The organism is Streptomyces sp. NPDC029296 (genome assembly GCF_055569255.1).
In genome coordinates this window covers 51,717-70,986 of record NZ_JBVHXT010000045.1, presented here as the reverse complement: position 1 = coordinate 70,986, position 19,270 = coordinate 51,717, and the positions used below count along the sequence as shown (strand labels likewise).

The window sequence follows — 19,270 nt, the reverse complement described above, 5'->3', positions numbered from 1 at the left end:
TGCATATCGAGCCAGGTTATACGGGCGTCGCACCCCCCCCCCCCCCCCCGCTCCCCCCCCCCCCCCCCCCTCCCCCCCCCCCCCCCCCCCCCCCCCCCCCCCCGGCAGGGGTCCCGCCCGCCGCCGGAGGGAGAGTGGCCGGCGGCGTACGCGGGTCCGGGGGGAGCGTCCCGGCCGGCCGGTGCCGGGCCGGGACCTCCCGGTCGCGGTGGTTCAGGGCTCCGGGGCCGCGATCGGTCAGCCGGTGGCCGGTGCGAGGGCCAGTCCCCGGCCCGAGAGCGCGGCGAGGGCGAACTCGCCCTCCACCGTGGCCTCCACGTCGAACGCGTACCGTTCGGTGGGCGGATAGCCGATCAGCTCCGCGGCCCGGTTCGGCACGGGCGCCGTGGCCGCCTCGCGGGACTCCCACAGCAGCACCGCGCCCCACCGGCCGGTGGCCTCGTCGGAGATCCAGAACTTCAGCCGCAGCCCGGGCATCCGGGAGAAGCGGTCCACGGCCTCCTCGCGCAGGAAGTCGCGCAGGGACGCGATGGTCTGCGCCGAGCGGCCCAGGTCCCACCAGGCGATCACCGCGTGCATGTGCCGGCCACCTCCGTCAGCAGCGAGCCGATGATGCGCGGCCCGTCCACGGTCAGCACGGACTCGGCGTGGAACTGCATGGAGGCGAAGCCCGGGGCGCGCAGCGCGTGCACCTCGCCCGTGGCCGGGTCCCGGCTCACCTCGACGGTGCCGTACACCGGGTGCTCGAAGCGGCCGGCGTCGCTGTGCGCGGCGAAGGTGTTGTAGAAGCCGACCCGCTCGGTGCTGCCGAAGAGGTCGATCACGTGCCGGGCACCCTGGTTGGGGGCCGGCCGGCGCCGCAGGTCCAGGCCGAGGAGTGTGCTCAGTACCTGGTGGCTGAGGCACACCGCGAGGAACGGCCGCCTCTCCTCCAGGAGTTGGGCCACCGCCGCCCGCAGGTGGGCGATCTTCGGGTGGGCCGTCTCGCGCGGGTCGCCCGGTCCCGGCCCCATGACCACCAGGTCGTGCGCGTCGAAGTCGTACGGCTCGTCGAAGCGCCGCACCGCCACCTCACAGCCCAGCGACCGGATCTGATGGGCAATCATCTCCGTGAAGGTGTCCTCGGCGTCGACGACGAGCACCTTGCGCCCGGCGAGCGGCCCGGTGTGTCCGCCCGGCGCGGCCGGCTCCCGGAGCCAGAACCGCGCGATGCCGTCGTTGCGGGAGTCCAGTGCCTCGCGCACCGCGGGGTGGGACCCGTACCGGGTGGGTTCGGCGTCCCCGAGCGCGGCCAGCAGGCCGGCGGCCTTGGCGCGCGTCTCCTGCACCTCGGAGGCGGGGTCGGAGTGGCGTACCAGGGTGGCTCCCACCCCGATGCGCATCCGCCCGTCCGCGTCGATGTCGGCGGTGCGGATCAGGATCGAGGAGTCCAGTGTGCGCCCGCCGGCGGCGTCCCGTCCGATCAGGGCGGCGACCCCGCTGTAGTAGCCGCGCCCCTGCGGCTCGTACCGGCTGATGACCCGGGCCGCGCTCTCCAGCGGGGAACCGGTCACCGTCGGGGCGAACAGGGTCTCGCGCAGGATGTCGCGCACATCGCGGTCGGTGCGGCCCTCGATGAAGTACTCGGTGTGCGCCAGGCGCGCCATCTCCTTCAGGTAGGGTCCCCGCACCCGGCCGCCCGCGGGGCAGATCCGGCCCATCATCTTCAGTTCCTCGTCGACGACCATGTACAGCTCGTCGGCCTCCTTCTCGTCGGCGAGGAAGTCCAGTACACCGGGCAGGTCGGGGCCGGAGCCGGGGTAGCGGTAGGTGCCGCTGATGGGGTTCATCACGGCGTTGCCGTCGTGGACGCTGATGTGCCGTTCGGGGGTGGCGCCCACGAGCGTGCGCTCGCCGGTGTGGATGAGGAAGGTCCAGTACGCGCCCGCCTCCCGCTCCACCAGGCGGCGGAAGAACGACAGGGCGGCGGCGCTGTCGAAGTCGGGCAGCAGAGCGGTGAAGGATCGTTTCATCACGAAGTTGGCGCCCTCGCCGGTGCCGATCTCGTCGGCGACGACCCGGCGCACCGTCTCGGCGTACGCGTCGTCGTCGACGTCGAAGCGCTCCTCGGTCATCTTCACCGGATGGTCGGGCAGCAGCGCGAGGGCCCGCCGCAGCGGCAGCGCGGCCTGCTCGGCCACGCGCATCGCCAGCAGCGGGGTGCCGTCGTCGGGGGCGGCGAAGCCGCGTTCGGCCAGCTGCCGGTACGGGACGAGGGCCAGCAGCTCCTGGCGGGCGCCGGTGCCCGCCGTCTCCTTCAGTTCCAGGCCGGCGAGCGTGTCGGCCCGTGTCACCTCGCCGGTCAGCAGCTCCAGGGTGTCCGGTCCCGCCGTCTCGGGACGGTGCAGCAGCGCGAACGCCCCCGCCGATCCGTCGAGGATGCGCGCCAGCAGGCGCTCGGCGTCCTCGTTCCTTGCCATGGTGTGGGTCCTTTCGCCGGCGACGGCCGTCAGCGGGCCGCCGCGGTGGCCGCGTCGAGTTCGGTCAGTACCGCCCGGGAGGTCACGACCTTCGCGGCGCGCTCGGCGGCGTAGGTGAGGGCCAGCCGGTGGTAGCCGGCGGAGAAGTCGGCCACCGCGTCGGCCACCAGGAACGCCTGGATGTCGTTCGTGTACGCCTCCACCGCGGTCATCAGGACGCCCACGTGCGCGTACACCCCGCAGACGATCAGCTGGTCGCGGTGGTGGAAGCGCATGCGCTCCAGCAGGTCGGACTTGAAGAAGGCGCTGTAGCGCCACTTGGTGAAGGTCCAGTCGCCGTCGTCCGGCTCCAGCGGGGAGACCACCTTGCGGTGCTCGGGCGTGGCCCGCATGCCGGGGCCCCAGAAGTCCTTGAGCAGGCCGCGCTGTTCGGGGGTCATGCTGCCGGGCTGCGCGGTGTAGGCGACCGGGATGCCCAGCGCCTTGCAGGTCGCGCGCAGGCGGGCCGTGTTGTCCACCAGGGCCCGGCCGGGTTCGGCGTCCCGGGGGAACGGCTCGAGGAAGTACTCCTGCATGTCGTGCAGCAGCAGGACCGCGCGCCGCGGGTCCACCCGCCAGTCGACGGTGTTCTCGGGCACCTCCTCGGCGGTGGGCATGGGGTAGGGCTCGACGGGGGGGATGCCGGGCATCGTGCGGTGGGTCCTTTCGTCGTCAGACACCGAGGGTGGCTCCGCCGTCCACGGTCAGTTCGTGCAGCGTGATGTGGCCGGCGGCGTCGGAGAGCAGGAACGCGACGGCCCGGGCGACGTCCTCGGGGAGGGCGACCTTGCCCAGCGGGATGCCCACCCGGTACTGCTCCGGGCGGCCCGCCACGGAGGCCCGGGCGGCGGTGTCGGCGGTGTGCATGCCGCGCAGCATCGGGGTGTCGGTGGAGCCGGGGGCCACCACGTTGCAGCGGATGCCGTACGGCGCCACTTCGAGCCCCAGGCACTTGGTGAAGGCGGTGGCGGCGGCCTTGGACGCGGCGTAGGCGGCCATGTCGGCGCGGGCCGTGCCGGCTGCGTTCGAGGCGACGGTGACCACCGCGCCGCGGCGGCGCCGGATCATGCGGCGGACCACGGCCCGCGACACGTGGAACACACCGGTGGCGTTGACGGCGAAGGCGGTGTTCCAGTCCTCGTCGGTCAGGGTGTGCGCGGGGCCCAGACGCAGCACACCCGCGGCGTTGACCAGCTGGTGCACCGGCCCGAGCCGGGTCTCGACCTCCTCGACGAGCTGTGCCACGGCGTCGCCGGAGGTGACGTCGGCGGCGAACTCGGTCACCGCCAGGCCCTCCTTGCGCAGCAGGGCGGCGGTCTCGGCCAGCCGTTCGGCGTCGCGGTCCACGGCCGCCACCGCCGTGCCCTGCTCGGCCAGCAGCCGGGTGATGGCCTCTCCGATGCCGCCGGCCGCCCCGGTGACCAGGGCGAGGGTTTCTTGCACGGTCGGAACCTCCGTACGTGGTGTGTGTCGGTGGGAAAGGGTGGGGCGGGCGCCGGCTCAGCCCCGCCAGGCCGAGGCCGCCTCCACGGCCTGGCGCGGGTTCAGGCGCGGGTCGCAGAAGCTCAGGTACTTGTCGCCGATGCGCTCCAGGCTGATGTCGTGCGAGACGCACTCGGTGACGGCCTCGGGCGTCGTCTCCAGGTGCAGGCCGGCCGCTGTGCCGCCGTGGGCGCGCACCGCCTCCTGGAACGCCCGGATCTCCTGCACGACGGTCTTGACCAGGCGGGTCTTCAGGCCGTCGGGACCGGTGACGGTGTTGCCGTGCATCGGGTCCGACAGCCACAGCACCGGGTGCCCCTCGCGGGCGACCGCCTCGACCAGCGCCGGCAGTTTCTCGGCCGCGTTCCGCGCGCCCATGCGCGAGATCAGCGTGAGCCGGCCCGGGCTGCGGTGGGCGTCCAGCTTCTCGCACAGGGCGAGGACCTCCTCGGCCGTCATGCCCGGCCCGACCTTGACGGCCACCGGGTTGGAGACGGCGGCCAGCAGCGCGATGTGCGCGCCGTCCAGCCCGCGGGTGCGCTCGCCCACCCACGGCCAGTGGGTGGAGGTCAGCAGCAGCGAGCCGTCGGGTTCGCGCCGCAGCAGGGGCAGTTCGTAGTCGAGCAGCAGTGCCTCGTGGCTGGTCCACACCGGGGCGCCGAACTCCGGGCGGCGCCCCGCCGAGCCGAGCCAGCCCAGGTAGTGCATGGTGTCGCTGGCGGCGCGGTAGCCGGTGAGCAGATGGCCCGGGTCGGGGCGGCGCAGCTCGGCGTCGGGTTCGGGCCGGTTGACCATGTGGCCGCGGTAGACGGGCAGTTCGACCCCGTGCACCATCTCGGTCGGCTTGGAGCGGGGCTTGCCGAACTGGCCCGCGATCCGGCCGACCCGCAGGACCGGCTTGCCGGAGGCGAGCTTCATCGTCCCCGCGAGCATGTCCAGCAGCGCGGTCTTGCGCGCGACGTCGTCGGGGGTGGCCTCGGCCGGGTCCTCGGCGCAGTCGCCGGACTGGACGACCTGGAGGTGACCCGCCGCGGCCTCGGCGAGCAGCGCGCGCAGCCGGCGTACCGCGTCCAGGTCGACCAGGGCGGGCATCCGGGACAGGTGGGTGCGGACGTCGGCGAGGCGGGGATGGTCGGACCAGTCGGGCTGCTGGAGGGCGGGCAGGGAACGGAGGTGGGACTCAACGTCGATCATCAGATTCCCTCGGCAGAGCACGCCGGAGCGACTCCGGCTGATGGTGGGCGTGATCGTTCGCGAAACAACACAGGGCACGCGGGCACCGGCCCGTTTCCTCGCCCGGTGTTTCATCCGGCAGCGGCTCGTGTACGGCGCTGAGGCCGGGGTAGTGGGGGTGAGGGGGGCGCCGGCGTGTGTCTCGAAGCGCCCCGTCGTGGACACCACTGTCCGGGACATGTGTGCGGTTCGGCAATGCGGTGACGCGTAGTCTGTCACGTACGGGGCAGAGGCCGGGACGGTGCGCGTCCTACCGTGAACTGCTGTTCCTGCAAAGGGAGTTGGAGAGACCGGTCGGTACGCCTCCCGGGGCCGTCGGCGGCGCCTCGTCGCGCGCGCCACCCCGGAAGGCCGGCCGTAGTCTGCCGACAGGGCTTAGCGGTCGCCCGGCTCGTCCGCCCTGATGTGGTCGTGGATCAGCGTGAGCCGGGCCAGGGCGACGCGGCTGGAGATGCCCAGCTTGGTGAAGACGTGCCGCAGATGGCTGTCAACCGTGTGCGGGGAGATGCACAGGCGCTCGGCGACGGCGCGGTTGGTGAGTCCCTCGGCCACCAGGCGCGCCACCCGCAGCTCTGCGGGGGTCAGGCTCGCCCAGCCCGGGTGGACCGCGGCCGTGCGCCGGGTGCGGCCCACCGTGGCGGTGGCGGGGGAGGTCGGGCGGGTGGTCCGGTCGGCTGCGATGGTGTAGGTCACGTGAAAGACTCTTTCCGCCGGACCCGGGGGCGGCAACGCCGGGGCGGTCAGTCCGTCAGGTCCGAACGCCGCGGCCGGAGCGGTTCACGCACGGGGCGCGGTGGGTCACAGGCCGGCCAGCATGGTCTCCACGACGTTCATCAGGGCCGTGCGGTCGGGCTGGACGCGGGCGAGCACACGCAGGCCGTAGTAGCTGCTCAGCACGTGGTGGGTGAGTGCCGTGGCGTCCCGTTCGCGGGTGATCTCCCCGCTGCGCTGTCCCTCGGCGAGGGCGGAGCGGACGGCCTCCTCCACGGTGGTGAAGTGGCGCTGCACCTCCTGTGCCACCTCGGGGTCGGTGTTGGCCATCTCGATCGAGGCGTTGATGATGAGGCAGCCCTGCGAGGGCGGGTGCGCGAGATCGATGTCGATCGCCTGCACCATCAGGTTGCGCAACCGGTCCTTGACCGGGCCCGGCTGCCCCAGCAGCTCGGTCTGCACGGCGGTGTTGGTCTCGTAGTAGCGGCGCAGCGCACGCAGGTACAGCTGCCGCTTGTCGCCGAAGGCGTTCGACAGGCTCGACAGTCCCATGCCGGTGGACTGGGCCAGGTCACGGGTGGAGGTCCCCTCGTATCCACGCTGCCAGAACGTGTTCATGACCGCGGTGAGGGCGCTCGTCTCGTCGAACTTCCTGGGCCTCCCCATGGAGCCAACCTAACCGTTTTGGATCGATTGCGCAAAAATTCGCGCGGAAAAGATCGCGGGGCCGAGGGGCGCGGTGGCGGCCGGCACAGGGAACGGCGGCGGAGGGCCGGGCGTGGTGAGCCCGGACCTCCGCCGCCGCGGGGGTGGTGCGTGGTCACACGCTCGCAGCGGACTCGAGGTCCGCCGGGGCGGCGGCGGGGCGGTCGTTCTCCACGTGGTGCCGGTCGGTGACCCGCGCGACGAGGAGGGTGACCAGCGCGCCCAGCGTGAGCAGCGCGCCGACCCACATCGGGGCGCGGTAGCCGTAGGCGTCGATGCCGACGCCCGCGAGCCAGGAGCCGATGGTGATGCCCGCGCAGATCGTCGCCGTGTTCATGGTGTTGATCAGGGCACCGCTGTTGGACAGGTTCATCACCCGCGAGGCCATGGCCGGGTTGAGCGGGAGTCCGGTGAAGCCCAGCAGGAACAGGGCGACGAGGGAGAGCGCCTGGTTGGTCGCGACGAGCGCGTACAGGCCCAGCAGGACGGTCAGCACCACGCCGCCCAGCCACAGGATGCGCATGGTGTGCGCGTCGGCCAGGCGGCCGAGGACGACGTTGCCGATGACGGTGCCCACGCCGTACAGGACGAACAGCAGCGGCACGATGTCCTCGGAGAAGCCCGCCATCTTGGTCAGCACCGGGGAGAGGTAGGCGAAGGTGGCGAACACGCCGCCGATCAGCAGGGCGTTGGTGGCGAAGGCGCCCCACAGCCGGCCGCTGCGGAAGACCGACAGCTCCGAGCGGACGTCCAGCCCCTCGGGGGCCGGGGCCCGCTTGACCGTGATCAGCACCAGCACCAGGCACAGGGCGACCAGGATGTCCACGGCCCAGAACGCGGCACGCCAGCCCATGTGCTGGTCGATGAGGGTCGCCAGGGGCAGACCGAAGACGTTGGCCACCATGAAGCCGCCGAACACGATGGCCAGCGCCCGGCCGATCTTGTCCGGCGGGACCAGGTTGGCGCACACGGAGGCGGCGAGCCCGAAGAAGGCCGCGGTGGCCAGGGCCGTGAGGATCCGGGCGATCACCATGACCCAGTATTCGGAGGACAGGGCGCCGATGGTCTGGCCCACCAGGAACAGCACCATCATGCTCACCATCGACAGCTTGCGGGGCGCCCGCATGAGCGCGAGCGTCATCGCCGGGCCGCCGAAGACCATGCCGAGCGCGAAGACGGTGACCAGGTTGCCCGCGGCGGTGATCGAGACGTCGAGGCCGTCCGAGAGCGACGGCAGCAGTCCGGCCACCATGACCTCCGTCGTGTTCAGACAGAAGATCGCGAGGCCGAGGACGAAGACTGCGAGAGGCATCAGAGGGCCGCCTTCCGGTCGCGGGGTGCTGACTGCATGTCAAAACCTTTCAAGTCGGCCAGTTGGCCTGGTCGTTACTGCCGAGGTGAACGGTACACTTTTTTGATTCACCTGATCCAAAAATCGGGTTCAGTCTGTCACCTCGGACGCGCCGTGTCGAGCCGGTCCGCCTCCCGGCGGGCACGGACGCGAAGAGGGGAGGCAGGCATCCGCGGGATGCCTGCCTCCCCGTGTGACGGGCCCGCGGCTAGGCGGTGATCCCGCCGTCGAGCACCAGGTCGTGCCCCACCGTGTACGCCGAGTCGTCCGAGGCGAGCCACAGCACCGCGGCCGCGGCCTCCTGCGCGCTGCCGATGCGGCCGAGGGGGATCATCGGCACGTAGCGCGCGTCGATGTCCGCGTCGGTGTCCCCCGGCTCGCGCAGCAGCTCGGTGCGGATGGGGCCGGGGCTGATGGCGTTGATGCGGATCCCCTCGCCGATGTGCTCCTTGGCCGCGGCCGCCGTCAGCGCCGTGACGGCGGCCTTGGTCGCGCCGTAGGCGCCCAGCGTGGGCATGGTGATGTGGGTGCCCGCGTTGGAGGCCGTGTTGACGATCACGCCTCCGCCCTGCCGGCGCATCTGGAGGATCTCGTGCCGCATGCACTGCCAGATACCGGTGACATTCGTCGCCAGCAGCCGGTCCCAGTCCTCCTGCCGGACGTCCACGATCCGCTCGACCAGCGTCATGCCCGCGTTGTTGAACGCGATGTCGACACGGCCGTAGAGTTCCACGGCGGTGCGCACCATCGCCTCCACACCGGCCGGCTCCGAGATGTCGGCGACGACATGGGCGGCCGTGCCGCCCGCGGCCTCGATGGCGGCGACCGTCTCCTTCAGCCGCTGCTCGTTGCGGCCCGCGACACACACCGTGGCCCCCTCGCGGGCGAACGCCTCGGCCGTGGCCCGTCCGATCCCGCTGCCGCCTCCGGTGACGAGCGCGACCTTGCCGACGAAGCGAGCAGTCATGTTCCCATCCATTCCTCATGCGAAAACGCGGCGGCGCGCACCTCCCGCGCACCGCCCCCACACCACTGTGGCCCCGGCTCGCGCCCCGGCCATCCCGTATCCACGCCACTACCGGACCGGATGCCGCCGGCACCGGTCCCGCGCTCACCGTCCCGGCCGCTCCTCCGCCGGGACGTCCACCCCCGGGGTCCAGCTGTACCGGGGCGCTATCTCCAGCACGCGCAGCTCGTCGTCCTCGTCCCACTGCGGGGGAACACCGGCGACGGCGGGCTTGCCGGCCTCCAGGAAGAACTTGTCGAACCCGGCGGGAGTGAACAGGAACACCATGCGCGCCGCGTCCACGCCCGTGTTCCGGAACCGGTGCAGGGTGCCGCGGGGAATGAAGACGAAGTCACCGGTCCCGACCGTGATCAGGCGCTCCCCGTCGAGCACCTCCAGCTCGCCGTTGAGGATGTAGTACGCCTCGTCGGCGTCGAGGTGGACATGCGGCACCGGGCCGGCGCCGGGCGGGATGGACGCCTCGCTGAAGGACAGCCGGCCGCCGGTGTTCTCCGAGGTGGCCTTGAGCGTGTAGGTGTCGCCCGACATCCAGATCTTCGGGCCCTCACCGGCCGGCACGTGCAGCACCCGCGGTTCGAGTCCGGTCTTCGCCTCGGGGTGGACTTCCTCGTCGGCCATCAAGGTCTCCTCTGGTCGGTCAACGCGCCGCGCCGCCCGGTGGACGGCCCGGCGTCCGGGATTCCGTCCGAGTCTCGGCCGGGCCGGACCGGACACACATCACGTGATCGCGGGGTGCCCGCGGAGGGACACCGGCCCGCCGCCCGCACCGCGCACGTGCGCCCGCTCCCGTTCCCCGCATCCCGCGGACACGTGATGCGGGATCCGGCCGCGCCCGCTGCAATGTCGGTGCACCCACCTGCCGAGAGGACATCGCCTTGCGTACCGCGCCACCGCACAGCACCTCCCACCGTGCACGGGAGCGGTCCTGATGCTCGACTCAGCGACCGTCGACGCCTACCTGGAGCGCATCGGGGCCAAACGCCCCGAGCGTGCCGACGCCACGGCCCTGGCCCACCTGCACGAACGGCACGTGCTGAGCGTCCCGTTCGAGAACATCGACTTCGCCTACGGCAGGCCCAGCCCGCCCATCGGCCTCGGCGCCCCCGCCCTCGAAAAGGTCATCGGCCGCAACCGGGGCGGCTGCTGCTACGAACTCAACGGCGCCTTCCACGAGCTGCTGCGCACCCTCGGGTTCGACGTCGTACCGCTGGCCGCCCGGGTCATGGAGGACAACGGCTTCACCCCGCCGCTCGGGCACATGGCCCTGCGGGTCCTCAGCGAGGACGGCCACGGACCGTTCCTGGCGGACGTGGGCTACGGAAACGCCTTCCGCCACCCGCTGCGCCTGGCCGAGCGGGGCGAACAGGCCGACGCCCAGGGCACCTTCCGGCTGACCGAGGCGGCCCACGGCGATCTGGACCTGCTGCGGGACGGCGAACTCCAGTACCGCCTGGAACAGCGCCCGCGCGAACTGGCCGACTTCGCCGCCATGACCTGGTGGCTGCGCAGCAGCGAGGACTCTCCCTTCCTCACCCGGCAGGTGTGCACCCTGCCCACCGCGGAGGGCCGCGTCACCCTGGCCGGGCGCACCCTCACCCGCACCACGGGGGACGGCAAGACCAAGGAACACCTCGCCGGCGACGCCGCGTTGCTGGCCGCCTACCGCACCGTGTTCGGCATCGAGCTGGCCTCCGTCCCGCCCACGGCCGACGCCCACGAGCACTCCTGACGTACCACCGATCCACGGAGACACCCACCATGACGCAGCAGCCGACCGGTCTCATCGACGTCCACCACCACGCGATCCCGCCCGCCTACGCCAAGGCGCTGGGCGACCGGGTCGCCATCCCCGGCGTCGACTACCCCACCTGGAGCGCCGAGGCGAGCCTCGACGTGATGGACCGCCACTCCATCGCCGCCGCCGTGCTGTCCATCACCGCCCCCGGCGTCACCTTCGCCGCCGGCGACGACGCCCGACGGCTGGCCCGTCAGGTCAACGAGTTCTTCGCCGAGACCGTGGCGGCCCACCCCGGCCGCTTCGGCGCCTTCGCCCTCCTGCCGCTGCCCGACGTCGCCGCCGCCAAGGACGAGCTGGCCTACGCCATCGACGAACTCGGGCTGGACGGGATCGGGTTGCTGACCAGCTACGGGAACCGTTACCTGGGCGACCCGGAGTTCGAGCCGCTGCTCGCGGAGATCGCCGAGCGGGGCCTGCCGGTCCACGTCCACCCGGGCACACCGCCCGCGAAGGACCTGGCGACCTTCGACCTGCCGCCGTCGCTGTACGAGTTCACCTTCGAGACCACCCGTACCGTGGTCAGCCTGCTGTTCAACGGTGTACTCGGACGCCTTCCGCACCTCAAGCTCATCGTCTCCCACGCGGGCGGCACGCTCCCCTTCCTCGCCCAGCGCCTCACCTACGGGCCGACCATCGGCAAGTACCTCACCGACCGGGCCCCGGCCGACGTGATCGGCCAACTGCGCGGCATCTACTACGACATCGCCATGTCCGCCACCCCGTACGCGCTGCCCGCCCTGACCGAGCTGGCCGCCCCCGACAAGATCCTCTTCGGCAGCGACTACCCGTTCATGCCGGCCTCCCACACCACCGAGAACGTCGAGGGCTTCACCCGCTACCCCGGCTGGGACGACCGGCAGCGCGCCGCCATCGGCCGCGGCAACGCACTGGCGCTGTTCCCCCGGCTCGCGGGGGCCTGAGCCCGTCTCGCGGTGACGAGGGCCGCACGGAGTTTCGGCATGGGTCCCTCCCCCTGGTGAGACGGCGCCGGGCGGTGCGCACCGGCCGTGCGGCGGCACACCGACGCGCTGTGCGCGCCGCCTGCCGACCGGACCGGAACCCGGCCGGTTCCGCATGTCCGCGCCGGCCGCGTCCGCGCCGGGGAACGGATCGGCGTCGACCTGCCCGACACCGTGATCCGCCGGCCCCCTCGCCGCGTCCCCGCACAACCGAGTCCGGCGGAACCGGACCGGCACGCGCTCGCGCGGCACGACCCCGTGCGCCGGCCGGGGCGCGCGACGCCGCACGGACAAGTGGCGTATTACTGGGAGGACTTGCCACCCCACCGCCGAAGGAGTCCGGATGACGGATCGTGCGGAGTCGATCGAATCGATGGAACAACTCGCGCTGGTCTGGCGCGCCATGGTGCTCGACCGCGATCCCGACGCCGATGTGCGGGACCTGCCGGGCATCGCCGTCCGCTGGGCCGACTGCCGGTTCGCGTTCTGGAACTGCGTCACGCTGACCGAGACCGACGCGGGCCCGGCACTCCTCGCGGAACGCCTGCGCCGGGCGGCGGACATCATGCGCGCCAAGCGGCACCCCGGATTCCTGTGGCTCTTCGAGGACCTCCTCGACGCCGAGGCACGCGCCACGCTCCGGACGGCGGCCGGGCAGGCGGGCCTGGAGTACGCCTTCCCCGGCACCGGCATGGCCGGGGACCTCCTGCCCCTTCCCGAACCGGCCCACCCCGAGCTGACCTTCGTCCGCGTCACCACCGACGAACACCTGCGCGCCTACGCGGACCTGAACTCGCGCGCCTACGGCTTCCCGCTGGAGGACGGCCGCGACGGGCTCCTCGGGTCCACCCTGTGGAAGAACCGGGCGCACGCCTACCTCGGCCTGCGGGACGGCGTCCCGGTGACCTGCGCCGCGACGGTGGAGGCGGACGGACGGCTGTTCGTCGTGCTCGTCGCCACCGCACCGGAATGGGAACGCCGGGGCTACGGCGAGACGGTGACGCGCAAGGCCCTGTACGAGGGCGCCCGCGCCACCGGTCTGACCCGCGCCACCCTGCACGCGACGGCGGCGGGGGCGCCGGTGTACCCCAGGATCGGTTTCAGGCCGAACTCGCCGGTCGCTTTCTACGGATTGAAACAGTGACCTGTGCCGTCCGGCCGCCCGGACCGCTGCCTTACCGCGGCTCCGGACCCGTGTCCAGACGGTGACCCGTTCGGCGCAGTGAGGAAATGATTCCCCGGGTGAAAGCCGGCGGCGGGCGGCGGGTCGGACCCTGTGCTCCGTGACCATGGTCGTGTTCCGGCCGAGCGGCCCCGCCACTTCCGGTACCGCCCTTTCCCGCCTCCCACCCGTTGACGAGGAGTCCGCCGTGTCCGTCCGCCGTCTGCTGACCAGTGCCCTCGGAACCGTCGCCGTCGCGCTCGCCCTCACGGGCGCCGGCACCGTCACCGCGAACCCGGCCGCCGCCGACCCCTGCGGCTTCTACGAGACCAGTGCCGACGCGTACTACAACCACTGCACCTCCGACGGCTCCCACGTGGTGATCAAGGTCCAGGTCGCGCTGGCGTCCGACTACGAGCGGTGCGTGGGCCCCGGCCGGACCTGGCTCGGCTCCGCGAGCAAGATCCAGGGTGCCTACTACGTCGGCCGCACCTGCTGAAACGGCGGCCCGCGGTCAGATGGTCTTCGGGCCGGTGCTCCGTAGGCCAGCCGCTCGATCATCTCCGCGTGGTGCGGCTCGTCGGCGGTGAACCGGCTCAGCTCTCCCCAGCGGCGGTCCCGGATCTGCACGAGACCGGGGCCCTTGCGCCACCGGCACTTGCACGGGTACTGGCCGTCCCGGTCGACGGCACCGTGCAGGGTGCCGCGCGGGCGCCGGATGACCTGCCGGGCGCGGCGGGTGCCGGCGTCCCGGGCGAAGACCTCGCACCGTCCCCGGGCGTCGGCGGTGAACACCATCTTCGCCGGGTCGGCGGCGCACACCTCGGCAGGGCGGCCCGGCACACCTGGTAGCCGCCGCTCATCCGGCCGCCTCCGCCGTGAGGGCGCCGCGCACCGGGCGCCGGGAGCCATGGGTGGCGAGCAGCACCAGCAGCGCACCGCAGCAGGCCGCGGGCGCGGCGGGGGAGACCCGGTCGGCGAGCGCCCCGGGGAGGACGGGGGCGAGGGCGGCGGCGCCCGTGGTGGCGGTGGCCGGCACGGCGCCGGTCCGGGCCTGGAGCGCGGGCGCGGTGGCCTGGTGCACACGGGCCTCCGCGCCCAGCGACCTCACGGGGCGGCGCAGATCGCCGGTGCCGAGGCCGCTCTCCACCAAGGCCAGCCCGTCCGCGTCCGTCTCGATGAGCAGACAGTGGCAGACGGCGGCCCGCTCCCGGTCCGGGGCGCTCGTGGCGGGACCGGAGCGCAACGGCGGAATCTTCAGCGGCGTCATCGAACGCCACCGGACTCCCGGCCGGCCTCCCCGGGTCCGCTATGTCCTCACCGGCCCCGGCCGGGCGCTGGAGCCGGTGGTGCGCGGCATGTGGGAGTGGGGGACGGCACGCCGGGATCCCTCCGCCTGACCACCGAACGTATCGGCCCCCGCCGGCGTCGATCTGCTGTGAGGACTCATGTGTGGGTACGCCGGCTCGTGCCGGTGGCGGCCGCCGCGTTGCTGGCCGGTCTGACGGGTTGTTCGGTCCGGGACGCCGGCTCCGGCGTGCGGACCGTCACGAGGAAGGAGCCGATCACCCGGCCGGTCGGGGTGAGCGGCGACGGCCGCGTCCTCACCGTCACGGTCGAGTCGGGCGGGTGCGACGGCCCTCCGCGTCTGGGGGTCTCCGAGACCGCCGAGGACGTCTCCCTCACCGCGCGGATCACCACCCGGGCGGGGCGCGACGTGAAGTGCCCGGCCGTGGCCCGCGTAGGCCAGGTCCGGGTGGTCCTGCGTACCGCCCTCGGGCCGAGGACCGTGACCGACGCGACGAGCGGACACCGGCTGTCCCTCCGCCGGGGATGACGGCCGGCCCGCCGTCGCGCGCCGGGGCCTGGGGGCGGGCGCGAAACGGACGACGTCATTCTGCCCCGATGCTCTTCGAATGTGATTACGATCAAGCGGTGGCCTCGGGGAACACCCCGACGGCCGTTGGAGGAGGGGGAGACATGAGCAGCATTTCGAGACGATCCCTGATCGGTTACACGGGAACGACCGCCGCCGGCGCGGTGATCGCCGGTACGGCCTCGGCATCGCCGGCCCAGGCCGCTCCGGCCGCGCAAACCGCCCAGGCCGCCCAGGCCGCGTCGACGAGCACGGCGGCCGACTTCCCCGCGGGGACGCTCTTCACCGGCCGGGTGGACCGGAACACCGGCAACGACATGCCGTCCGAACTGCAGATCAAGTTCAGCGTCACGAACTCCGAGACGCCGGCGGCGTACGTCGTCACCCCGCAGGAGATCGCCGGCGCGATCAACGAACTGCTCGCTTCACGGGGCTGGCCGGCGCTCACCTTCTACGGCACGCCGGCCCCCGCGCCGCTGAACTGACCCCGGCCCGTCCGCCGCACCTCCCGTGACACCGCGATCACGCGGCTGCGAGACTGGCCCGCGAGGGCCCACGGGAGGTGGGCGGCGAGGCGGAGGAGCCGGCGTGGTCGATCAGCACCGGGCCGTGCCGGGAATCCCGGCACCCGCCGACGTATGGATGCTCGTACGGCACCGGCCGTCCGAGCTGCGCCGCTCCACCCGCGACCTGGCGGCGGCGCTCGCCGACGCCCACGGCCCCCGCTTCGCGGTCTGGCACACCGACGAACTGCTCTTCGGGGTCCAGGGCGGGCGGCTGACGCTGCGCACCCTCGGCGGCATGGAGCTGCCCGCCCCCAGGGTGGTGTGCGTCCGTCAGGTGGCCGGCCCCATGCGCGACGACCGCGAGGTGACCCTGCTGCGCCACCTGACACGCATGGGCAGCACCCTCGTCAACACACTCGACGCCCAGCTCACGTCCCGCAACAAGATCTGGCAGCTCCAGGAACTCGCCCTGGCCGGACTGCCGGTGCCCGACACCCTCTCCTACGCCACCGCCCCGCTGGAGGGTGTCGTCCGCACCCCCGGCCTGGACACGCCGTGCGTGGTGAAGTCCGTCGGCGGCGCCAAGGGCGGGCAGGTCTTCCTGGCCCCCGACCCGCGGCTGCTGCGGGAGGTGGCCGGCAGCCTCACCCAGGAGACGCCGTTCCTCTTCCAGGAACACGTGGCCACCTCGCACGGCCGCACCCTGCGCGTCATCGTGGTCGACGGCGAACCGGTGGGCACCGTCCTGCACACCTCCCCCGACGGCGCCCTGGCCGCCAACATCGCCAAGGGCGGCTCGGCCACCCCGTGCCCGGGCCGTCATCCACGCGCGGAGGAGCTGGCGGTGCGCGCGGCCCGCGTCCTCGGCCTGGACATCGCCGGGGTGGACCTGCTGTTCGCCGCCGACGACACCTACACCCTCTGCGAGGTGAACGCCGTGCCGGGCTGGCGCCCGGAGCTGACGGCGGTCGTCCCGGCCATCACCGCCTGCGTCACCCGGCGCCTGTCCGCCCTCGACCGAACCGGCCCGCCCCGACCGTCCCCGCCGTAGCCGGAGCCTGGCGCTGCCGGGAGCGCTTCGCCCGGACCGCGGCCCCTCCCGCGGCTTCGGCCGTCGTGAAGGCGTTCATCGCGCACGCGCCCCGAAGAGGGGCGCCGGGCCGGTGGGCGCGGGATTCTGCCGGTAGGCGTCGCGGCGGGCGGTGTGCATGTGCCGGCCGCGGCACACCATGCCGGCCGGCACGCGGCACTCCGGGCAGGGCAGGGAGTAGGCGCCCTGCCGGAACCGGGCGGCGGTCGCGTGCGCGGCGTCGTGGACGGCGTCGGCGGCCGACGACGGGATGACGGCGGTGAGCGGGGGTATCAGGCGCGGCCGCCGTTCCGGTCCGGGAAGCTGATCGGCGGGCGCGTGCGGAAAAGCACGTCCTCGGGGAGCCGGCACCGCCGCGATCCGTCGTGGGCGGACTCCCCGTTCCGCACGGCCGGCGGAGTAGCCGTCGGCACCGTCGCGGTCGTAGAAGTCGAGGGGCACGGGGTGTGCGGTGCTCATGGAGAGGTATCTCCTTGTCGTGTCGAGGGCGGCCCACCCTCGGTCGGTGTACGCCGAAGTGCCGTTCCCCGCTACGACTACCCCGCTTTCGCTGGTCAAGGGCCGCGCGGTTCGACGCGGGTGCGACCTGTCCCCGGCGGGACCCTTCAGCGGGTGCCGTCGGCGGGGTCGACCTTCTCGACGACCGTCTCCTCCGGGCCGATCGGACGCCCGTCGCCGGTGCGGATCTCCAGCGGGCCCAGCGGGCGCCGGTCGCGCCGGTCGAGGAGCCGCGAGTGCGCTTCCCCCGGGGCGAAGCAGTGCGCCTCGCCCCACTGGCGCAGCGCGACGATCACCGGGAAGAGGCCGCGTCCTTTCTCCGTGAGCACGTACTCCTGGTAGGGGCTGCCGTCCGAGGCGGGCACGGTCTCCATCACCCCGGCCCGCTCCAGCGCGCGCAGCCGTGTGGTGAGGATGTTCTTGGCGATCCCCAGGCTGCGCTGGAACTGGCCGAAGCGGCGGCTGCCGTCGAAGGCGTCGCGCACGATCAGCAGCGACCACCAGTCGCCGATGGCGTCGATCGACCGGGCGACGGGGCAGGGGTCGGCGTCGAGCCGGGTGCGGGCGACCATCGGGCTCCCCTCCTTCACTTGCGGTTGCAACATGCTACCAGTGCGGCCTAGAGTCCGTCCGGTAGCAACTTGCAACCATCTGGGGAGGGTGCCGTATGCCGAGTGACCGCTCCACCGCGAGCGCACGGACGGCCCATGACATCGCGCTCGCACCGGCCGGACCGCCGCCGACGCGCCTGGTCCTGCTGTTCGCCGTCGCCTGCGGCAGCGCGGTGGCCGACGTCTACTTCGCCCAGCCCCTGCTGGTCACCCTCGGCGAGCGCTTCTCGCTGGGCCCGGCCCTGCTCGGCACCCTTGTCACCGTCACCCAACTCGGGTACGCGGCAGGTCTGTTCCTGCTCGTCCCGCTCGGCGACCTGGCCGACCGGCGGAGGCTGATCACGCTCCAGCTCGGCCTGCTCTCCGCCGCCCTGCTGGCGGTCGGGCTGGCACCCGGGACCGCCGCGCTGCTCGCCGCCCTCGCGACGGTCGGCGCGCTCGCCGTCGTCGCCCAGACGATGGTCGCCGCGGCGGCCCGCCTCGCCGCCCCCGCCTTCCGGGGCCGGGTCGTCGGAGCGGTCACCAGCGGGGTGATCACCGGCATCCTGCTGGCCCGCGCGGTGGCGGGCGTGCTGGCCGACCTGGCCGGCTGGCGGTCCGTCTACCTCTTCTCGGCCGCCCTCACCGCCACGCTCGCCGTGCTGCTGCGCCGCGCCCTGCCGGCCGGCGGCCCGCCCCCGGACGCCCGGCTCCCGTACCGGAGCCTGCTCGTGTCCACGGTCGCCCTGTTCGCCCGCCACCGCCTGCTCCGGGTCCGCGGCACGCTGGCACTCCTCGTCTTCGCCGCCTTCAGCACCCTGTGGAGCAGCGTCGTCCAGCCGCTCAGCGGCCCCCCGTGGTCGCTGTCGCACACCGCGATCGGCGCGTTCGGGCTCGCCGGGGCGGCCGGTGCCCTGGCCGCGGGCGCCGCCGGCCGATGGAACGACCGGGGGCTCGCCCGGCGGACCACCGGCGGCGCGCTGGTCCTGCTCGCATTGTCCTGGCTCCCGCTGGCGTTCACCCGGCAGTCGCTGTGGGCGCCCGCCGTCGGGGCGGTCCTGCTGGACTTCGCCGTCCAGGCCGTGCACGTCACCAACCAGACCCTCGTCCACGCGGTGCGCCCGGACGCGGGAAGCCGGATCATCGGCGGCTACATGATCTTCTACTCGGCCGGCAGCGCCCTCGGCGCCACCGGCTCCTCCCTGGCGTACGCGGCGGCGGGATGGACCGGGGTGACCGTCCTTGGAGCGGCCTTCAGCTGTGCCGCCTTGCTGCTGTGGGCGACGACCCGCCCCTCGTGAGTCCGGCGCCGCCTATGCGGTCGCGTCGTGGGGCCGGCGTCCGCTTCGGGGGCGCGGGTGGGCCAGGCGGCCTCGGTGGTGCCCTGCCGGTGGTGCCCTGCCGGGTGGTGCCCTGCCGTGGCGCCCCTGCCGGTGGTGTCGGTGCGGTCGCGTCGCGGTCGCCGCGGAAGGACGCCGCACGGACGCCCGGCGCGTGTGCCGGTCCGGGAAGGCCGCCGGGTCTTCCGTGCCGACGGTGACGGGGGGTGGCCCCGGTGTGCCCCCGAGTGACGCCGGTGGCCGGACCGTCGCGCTGAGAGGAAACTGTCAAGGAAGGCGTGCGTCACGCTCGATGCACTCGTACGAGTGAGCCAGCTGAACAGTCGGTCCGGAACTCGTCGCCGATCGGCCGGCCAGGCGCCGGCCGTCGCGAGGCGCGGCCACGACATCCGAGACGCCCCGGGTGATGCCCGGGCGACCGCGCGGGGCCGCGCCCCGGACCGC

23 protein-coding genes are annotated in these 19,270 nt (G+C 73.3%); 9 read left to right on the top strand and 14 right to left on the bottom strand.

Annotated elements, in window-relative coordinates; all coding sequences use genetic code 11:
* Nucleotides 1-237: 237 nt before the first annotated feature.
* The 10 genes from ACZ4W9_RS32590 to ACZ4W9_RS32545 all read right to left on the bottom strand — a co-directional run bounded on the left by ACZ4W9_RS32590 (nt 238) and on the right by ACZ4W9_RS32545 (nt 9,625).
* Nucleotides 238-579 carry a hypothetical protein gene (locus ACZ4W9_RS32590; protein ID WP_467941832.1) on the bottom strand — a complete coding sequence of 114 codons (342 nt, stop codon included), beginning with the start codon at nt 577-579 and terminating at the stop codon, nt 238-240.
* Nucleotides 567-2,459 (bottom strand): anthranilate synthase family protein, encoded by a 1,893-nt coding sequence (locus tag ACZ4W9_RS32585; protein WP_467941831.1) that lies wholly within the window; start codon nt 2,457-2,459, stop codon nt 567-569. The genes ACZ4W9_RS32590 and ACZ4W9_RS32585 overlap by 13 nt, the downstream gene beginning before the upstream one ends.
* 29 nt (nt 2,460-2,488) lie before the next feature.
* The gene (locus ACZ4W9_RS32580; RefSeq protein ID WP_467941829.1) at nt 2,489-3,148 is read right to left on the bottom strand and encodes an isochorismatase family protein; all 660 of its coding nucleotides are present in this window, start codon (nt 3,146-3,148) and stop codon (nt 2,489-2,491) included.
* 22 nt (nt 3,149-3,170) lie between these two features.
* Nucleotides 3,171-3,941: a 2,3-dihydro-2,3-dihydroxybenzoate dehydrogenase gene (locus ACZ4W9_RS32575; protein ID WP_467941827.1), complete on the bottom strand. Its 771-nt coding sequence runs from the start codon at nt 3,939-3,941 to the stop codon at nt 3,171-3,173.
* Between the two features lie 57 nt (nt 3,942-3,998).
* Nucleotides 3,999-5,174, bottom strand: coding sequence for a 3-deoxy-7-phosphoheptulonate synthase (locus ACZ4W9_RS32570; protein ID WP_467941825.1), 1,176 nt, complete (start codon nt 5,172-5,174; stop codon nt 3,999-4,001).
* Nucleotides 5,175-5,588: 414 nt separating this feature from the next.
* Nucleotides 5,589-5,906, bottom strand: coding sequence for a helix-turn-helix domain-containing protein (locus ACZ4W9_RS32565; RefSeq protein ID WP_467941823.1), 318 nt, complete (start codon nt 5,904-5,906; stop codon nt 5,589-5,591).
* 105 nt (nt 5,907-6,011) lie between these two features.
* On the bottom strand, nt 6,012-6,590 hold the full coding sequence (locus ACZ4W9_RS32560; RefSeq protein WP_467941821.1) for a TetR/AcrR family transcriptional regulator: 579 nt from the start codon (nt 6,588-6,590) through the stop codon (nt 6,012-6,014).
* A gap of 154 nt (nt 6,591-6,744) precedes the next feature.
* On the bottom strand, nt 6,745-7,941 hold the full coding sequence (locus ACZ4W9_RS32555) for an MFS transporter (RefSeq protein ID WP_467941820.1): 1,197 nt from the start codon (nt 7,939-7,941) through the stop codon (nt 6,745-6,747).
* Nucleotides 7,942-8,188: 247 nt separating this feature from the next.
* Complete coding sequence (locus ACZ4W9_RS32550; RefSeq protein ID WP_467941818.1) at nt 8,189-8,947, bottom strand: SDR family NAD(P)-dependent oxidoreductase; 759 nt, start codon at nt 8,945-8,947, stop codon at nt 8,189-8,191.
* Nucleotides 8,948-9,091: 144 nt separating this feature from the next.
* A complete protein-coding gene (locus ACZ4W9_RS32545; protein WP_467941816.1) occupies nt 9,092-9,625 on the bottom strand; it encodes a quercetin 2,3-dioxygenase in 534 nt (177 codons plus the stop codon).
* Nucleotides 9,626-9,935: 310 nt separating this feature from the next.
* Here ACZ4W9_RS32545 and ACZ4W9_RS32540 point away from each other — a divergent pair, with 310 nt between their 5' ends.
* The 4 genes from ACZ4W9_RS32540 (at nt 9,936) to ACZ4W9_RS32525 (ending at nt 13,425) form a co-directional block, all read left to right on the top strand.
* A complete protein-coding gene (locus tag ACZ4W9_RS32540; protein WP_467941815.1) occupies nt 9,936-10,736 on the top strand; it encodes an arylamine N-acetyltransferase family protein in 801 nt (266 codons plus the stop codon).
* 29 nt (nt 10,737-10,765) lie between these two features.
* Complete coding sequence (locus ACZ4W9_RS32535) at nt 10,766-11,725, top strand: amidohydrolase family protein (RefSeq protein ID WP_467941814.1); 960 nt, start codon at nt 10,766-10,768, stop codon at nt 11,723-11,725.
* 382 nt (nt 11,726-12,107) lie between these two features.
* Nucleotides 12,108-12,908 carry a GNAT family N-acetyltransferase gene (locus ACZ4W9_RS32530; protein ID WP_467941812.1) on the top strand — a complete coding sequence of 267 codons (801 nt, stop codon included), beginning with the start codon at nt 12,108-12,110 and terminating at the stop codon, nt 12,906-12,908.
* 226 nt (nt 12,909-13,134) lie between these two features.
* On the top strand, nt 13,135-13,425 hold the full coding sequence (locus ACZ4W9_RS32525) for a DUF6355 family natural product biosynthesis protein (protein ID WP_318205449.1): 291 nt from the start codon (nt 13,135-13,137) through the stop codon (nt 13,423-13,425).
* Here the strand turns inward: ACZ4W9_RS32525 and ACZ4W9_RS32520 are convergent.
* Nucleotides 13,404-13,769 (bottom strand): DUF5825 family protein, encoded by a 366-nt coding sequence (locus ACZ4W9_RS32520; RefSeq protein ID WP_467941810.1) that lies wholly within the window; start codon nt 13,767-13,769, stop codon nt 13,404-13,406. The two genes, ACZ4W9_RS32525 and ACZ4W9_RS32520, sit on opposite strands and share 22 nt — an antisense overlap.
* 16 nt (nt 13,770-13,785) lie before the next feature.
* Complete coding sequence (locus ACZ4W9_RS32515; protein WP_467941845.1) at nt 13,786-14,196, bottom strand: hypothetical protein; 411 nt, start codon at nt 14,194-14,196, stop codon at nt 13,786-13,788.
* On the opposite strand from ACZ4W9_RS32515, the gene ACZ4W9_RS32510 reads away from it, so the two are divergent.
* The 4 genes from ACZ4W9_RS32510 to ACZ4W9_RS32495 all read left to right on the top strand — a co-directional run bounded on the left by ACZ4W9_RS32510 (nt 14,105) and on the right by ACZ4W9_RS32495 (nt 16,359).
* Nucleotides 14,105-14,326: a winged helix-turn-helix transcriptional regulator gene (locus ACZ4W9_RS32510; protein WP_467941809.1), complete on the top strand. Its 222-nt coding sequence runs from the start codon at nt 14,105-14,107 to the stop codon at nt 14,324-14,326. The two genes, ACZ4W9_RS32515 and ACZ4W9_RS32510, sit on opposite strands and share 92 nt — an antisense overlap.
* 50 nt (nt 14,327-14,376) lie before the next feature.
* Nucleotides 14,377-14,763, top strand: a complete 387-nt coding sequence (locus tag ACZ4W9_RS32505) for a hypothetical protein (protein ID WP_467941807.1) — start codon at nt 14,377-14,379, stop codon at nt 14,761-14,763.
* Nucleotides 14,764-14,906: 143 nt separating this feature from the next.
* Nucleotides 14,907-15,287 carry a hypothetical protein gene (locus ACZ4W9_RS32500; RefSeq protein WP_467941805.1) on the top strand — a complete coding sequence of 127 codons (381 nt, stop codon included), beginning with the start codon at nt 14,907-14,909 and terminating at the stop codon, nt 15,285-15,287.
* A 103-nt stretch (nt 15,288-15,390) separates the two neighbouring features.
* Entirely contained in the window at nt 15,391-16,359 is a 969-nt protein-coding gene (locus ACZ4W9_RS32495) for a RimK family alpha-L-glutamate ligase (RefSeq protein ID WP_467941803.1), read from the top strand.
* Between the two features lie 75 nt (nt 16,360-16,434).
* On the opposite strand, the gene ACZ4W9_RS32490 is transcribed toward ACZ4W9_RS32495, so the two are convergent.
* On the bottom strand, nt 16,435-16,857 hold the full coding sequence (locus ACZ4W9_RS32490) for a hypothetical protein (protein WP_467941801.1): 423 nt from the start codon (nt 16,855-16,857) through the stop codon (nt 16,435-16,437).
* Nucleotides 16,858-17,003: 146 nt separating this feature from the next.
* On the bottom strand, nt 17,004-17,468 hold the full coding sequence (locus ACZ4W9_RS32485; RefSeq protein WP_467941799.1) for a winged helix-turn-helix transcriptional regulator: 465 nt from the start codon (nt 17,466-17,468) through the stop codon (nt 17,004-17,006).
* A gap of 95 nt (nt 17,469-17,563) precedes the next feature.
* Between ACZ4W9_RS32485 and ACZ4W9_RS32480 the strand changes: the two genes are divergently transcribed.
* Nucleotides 17,564-18,787, top strand: coding sequence for an MFS transporter (locus tag ACZ4W9_RS32480; RefSeq protein WP_467941797.1), 1,224 nt, complete (start codon nt 17,564-17,566; stop codon nt 18,785-18,787).
* Nucleotides 18,788-19,270 lie beyond the last annotated feature (483 nt).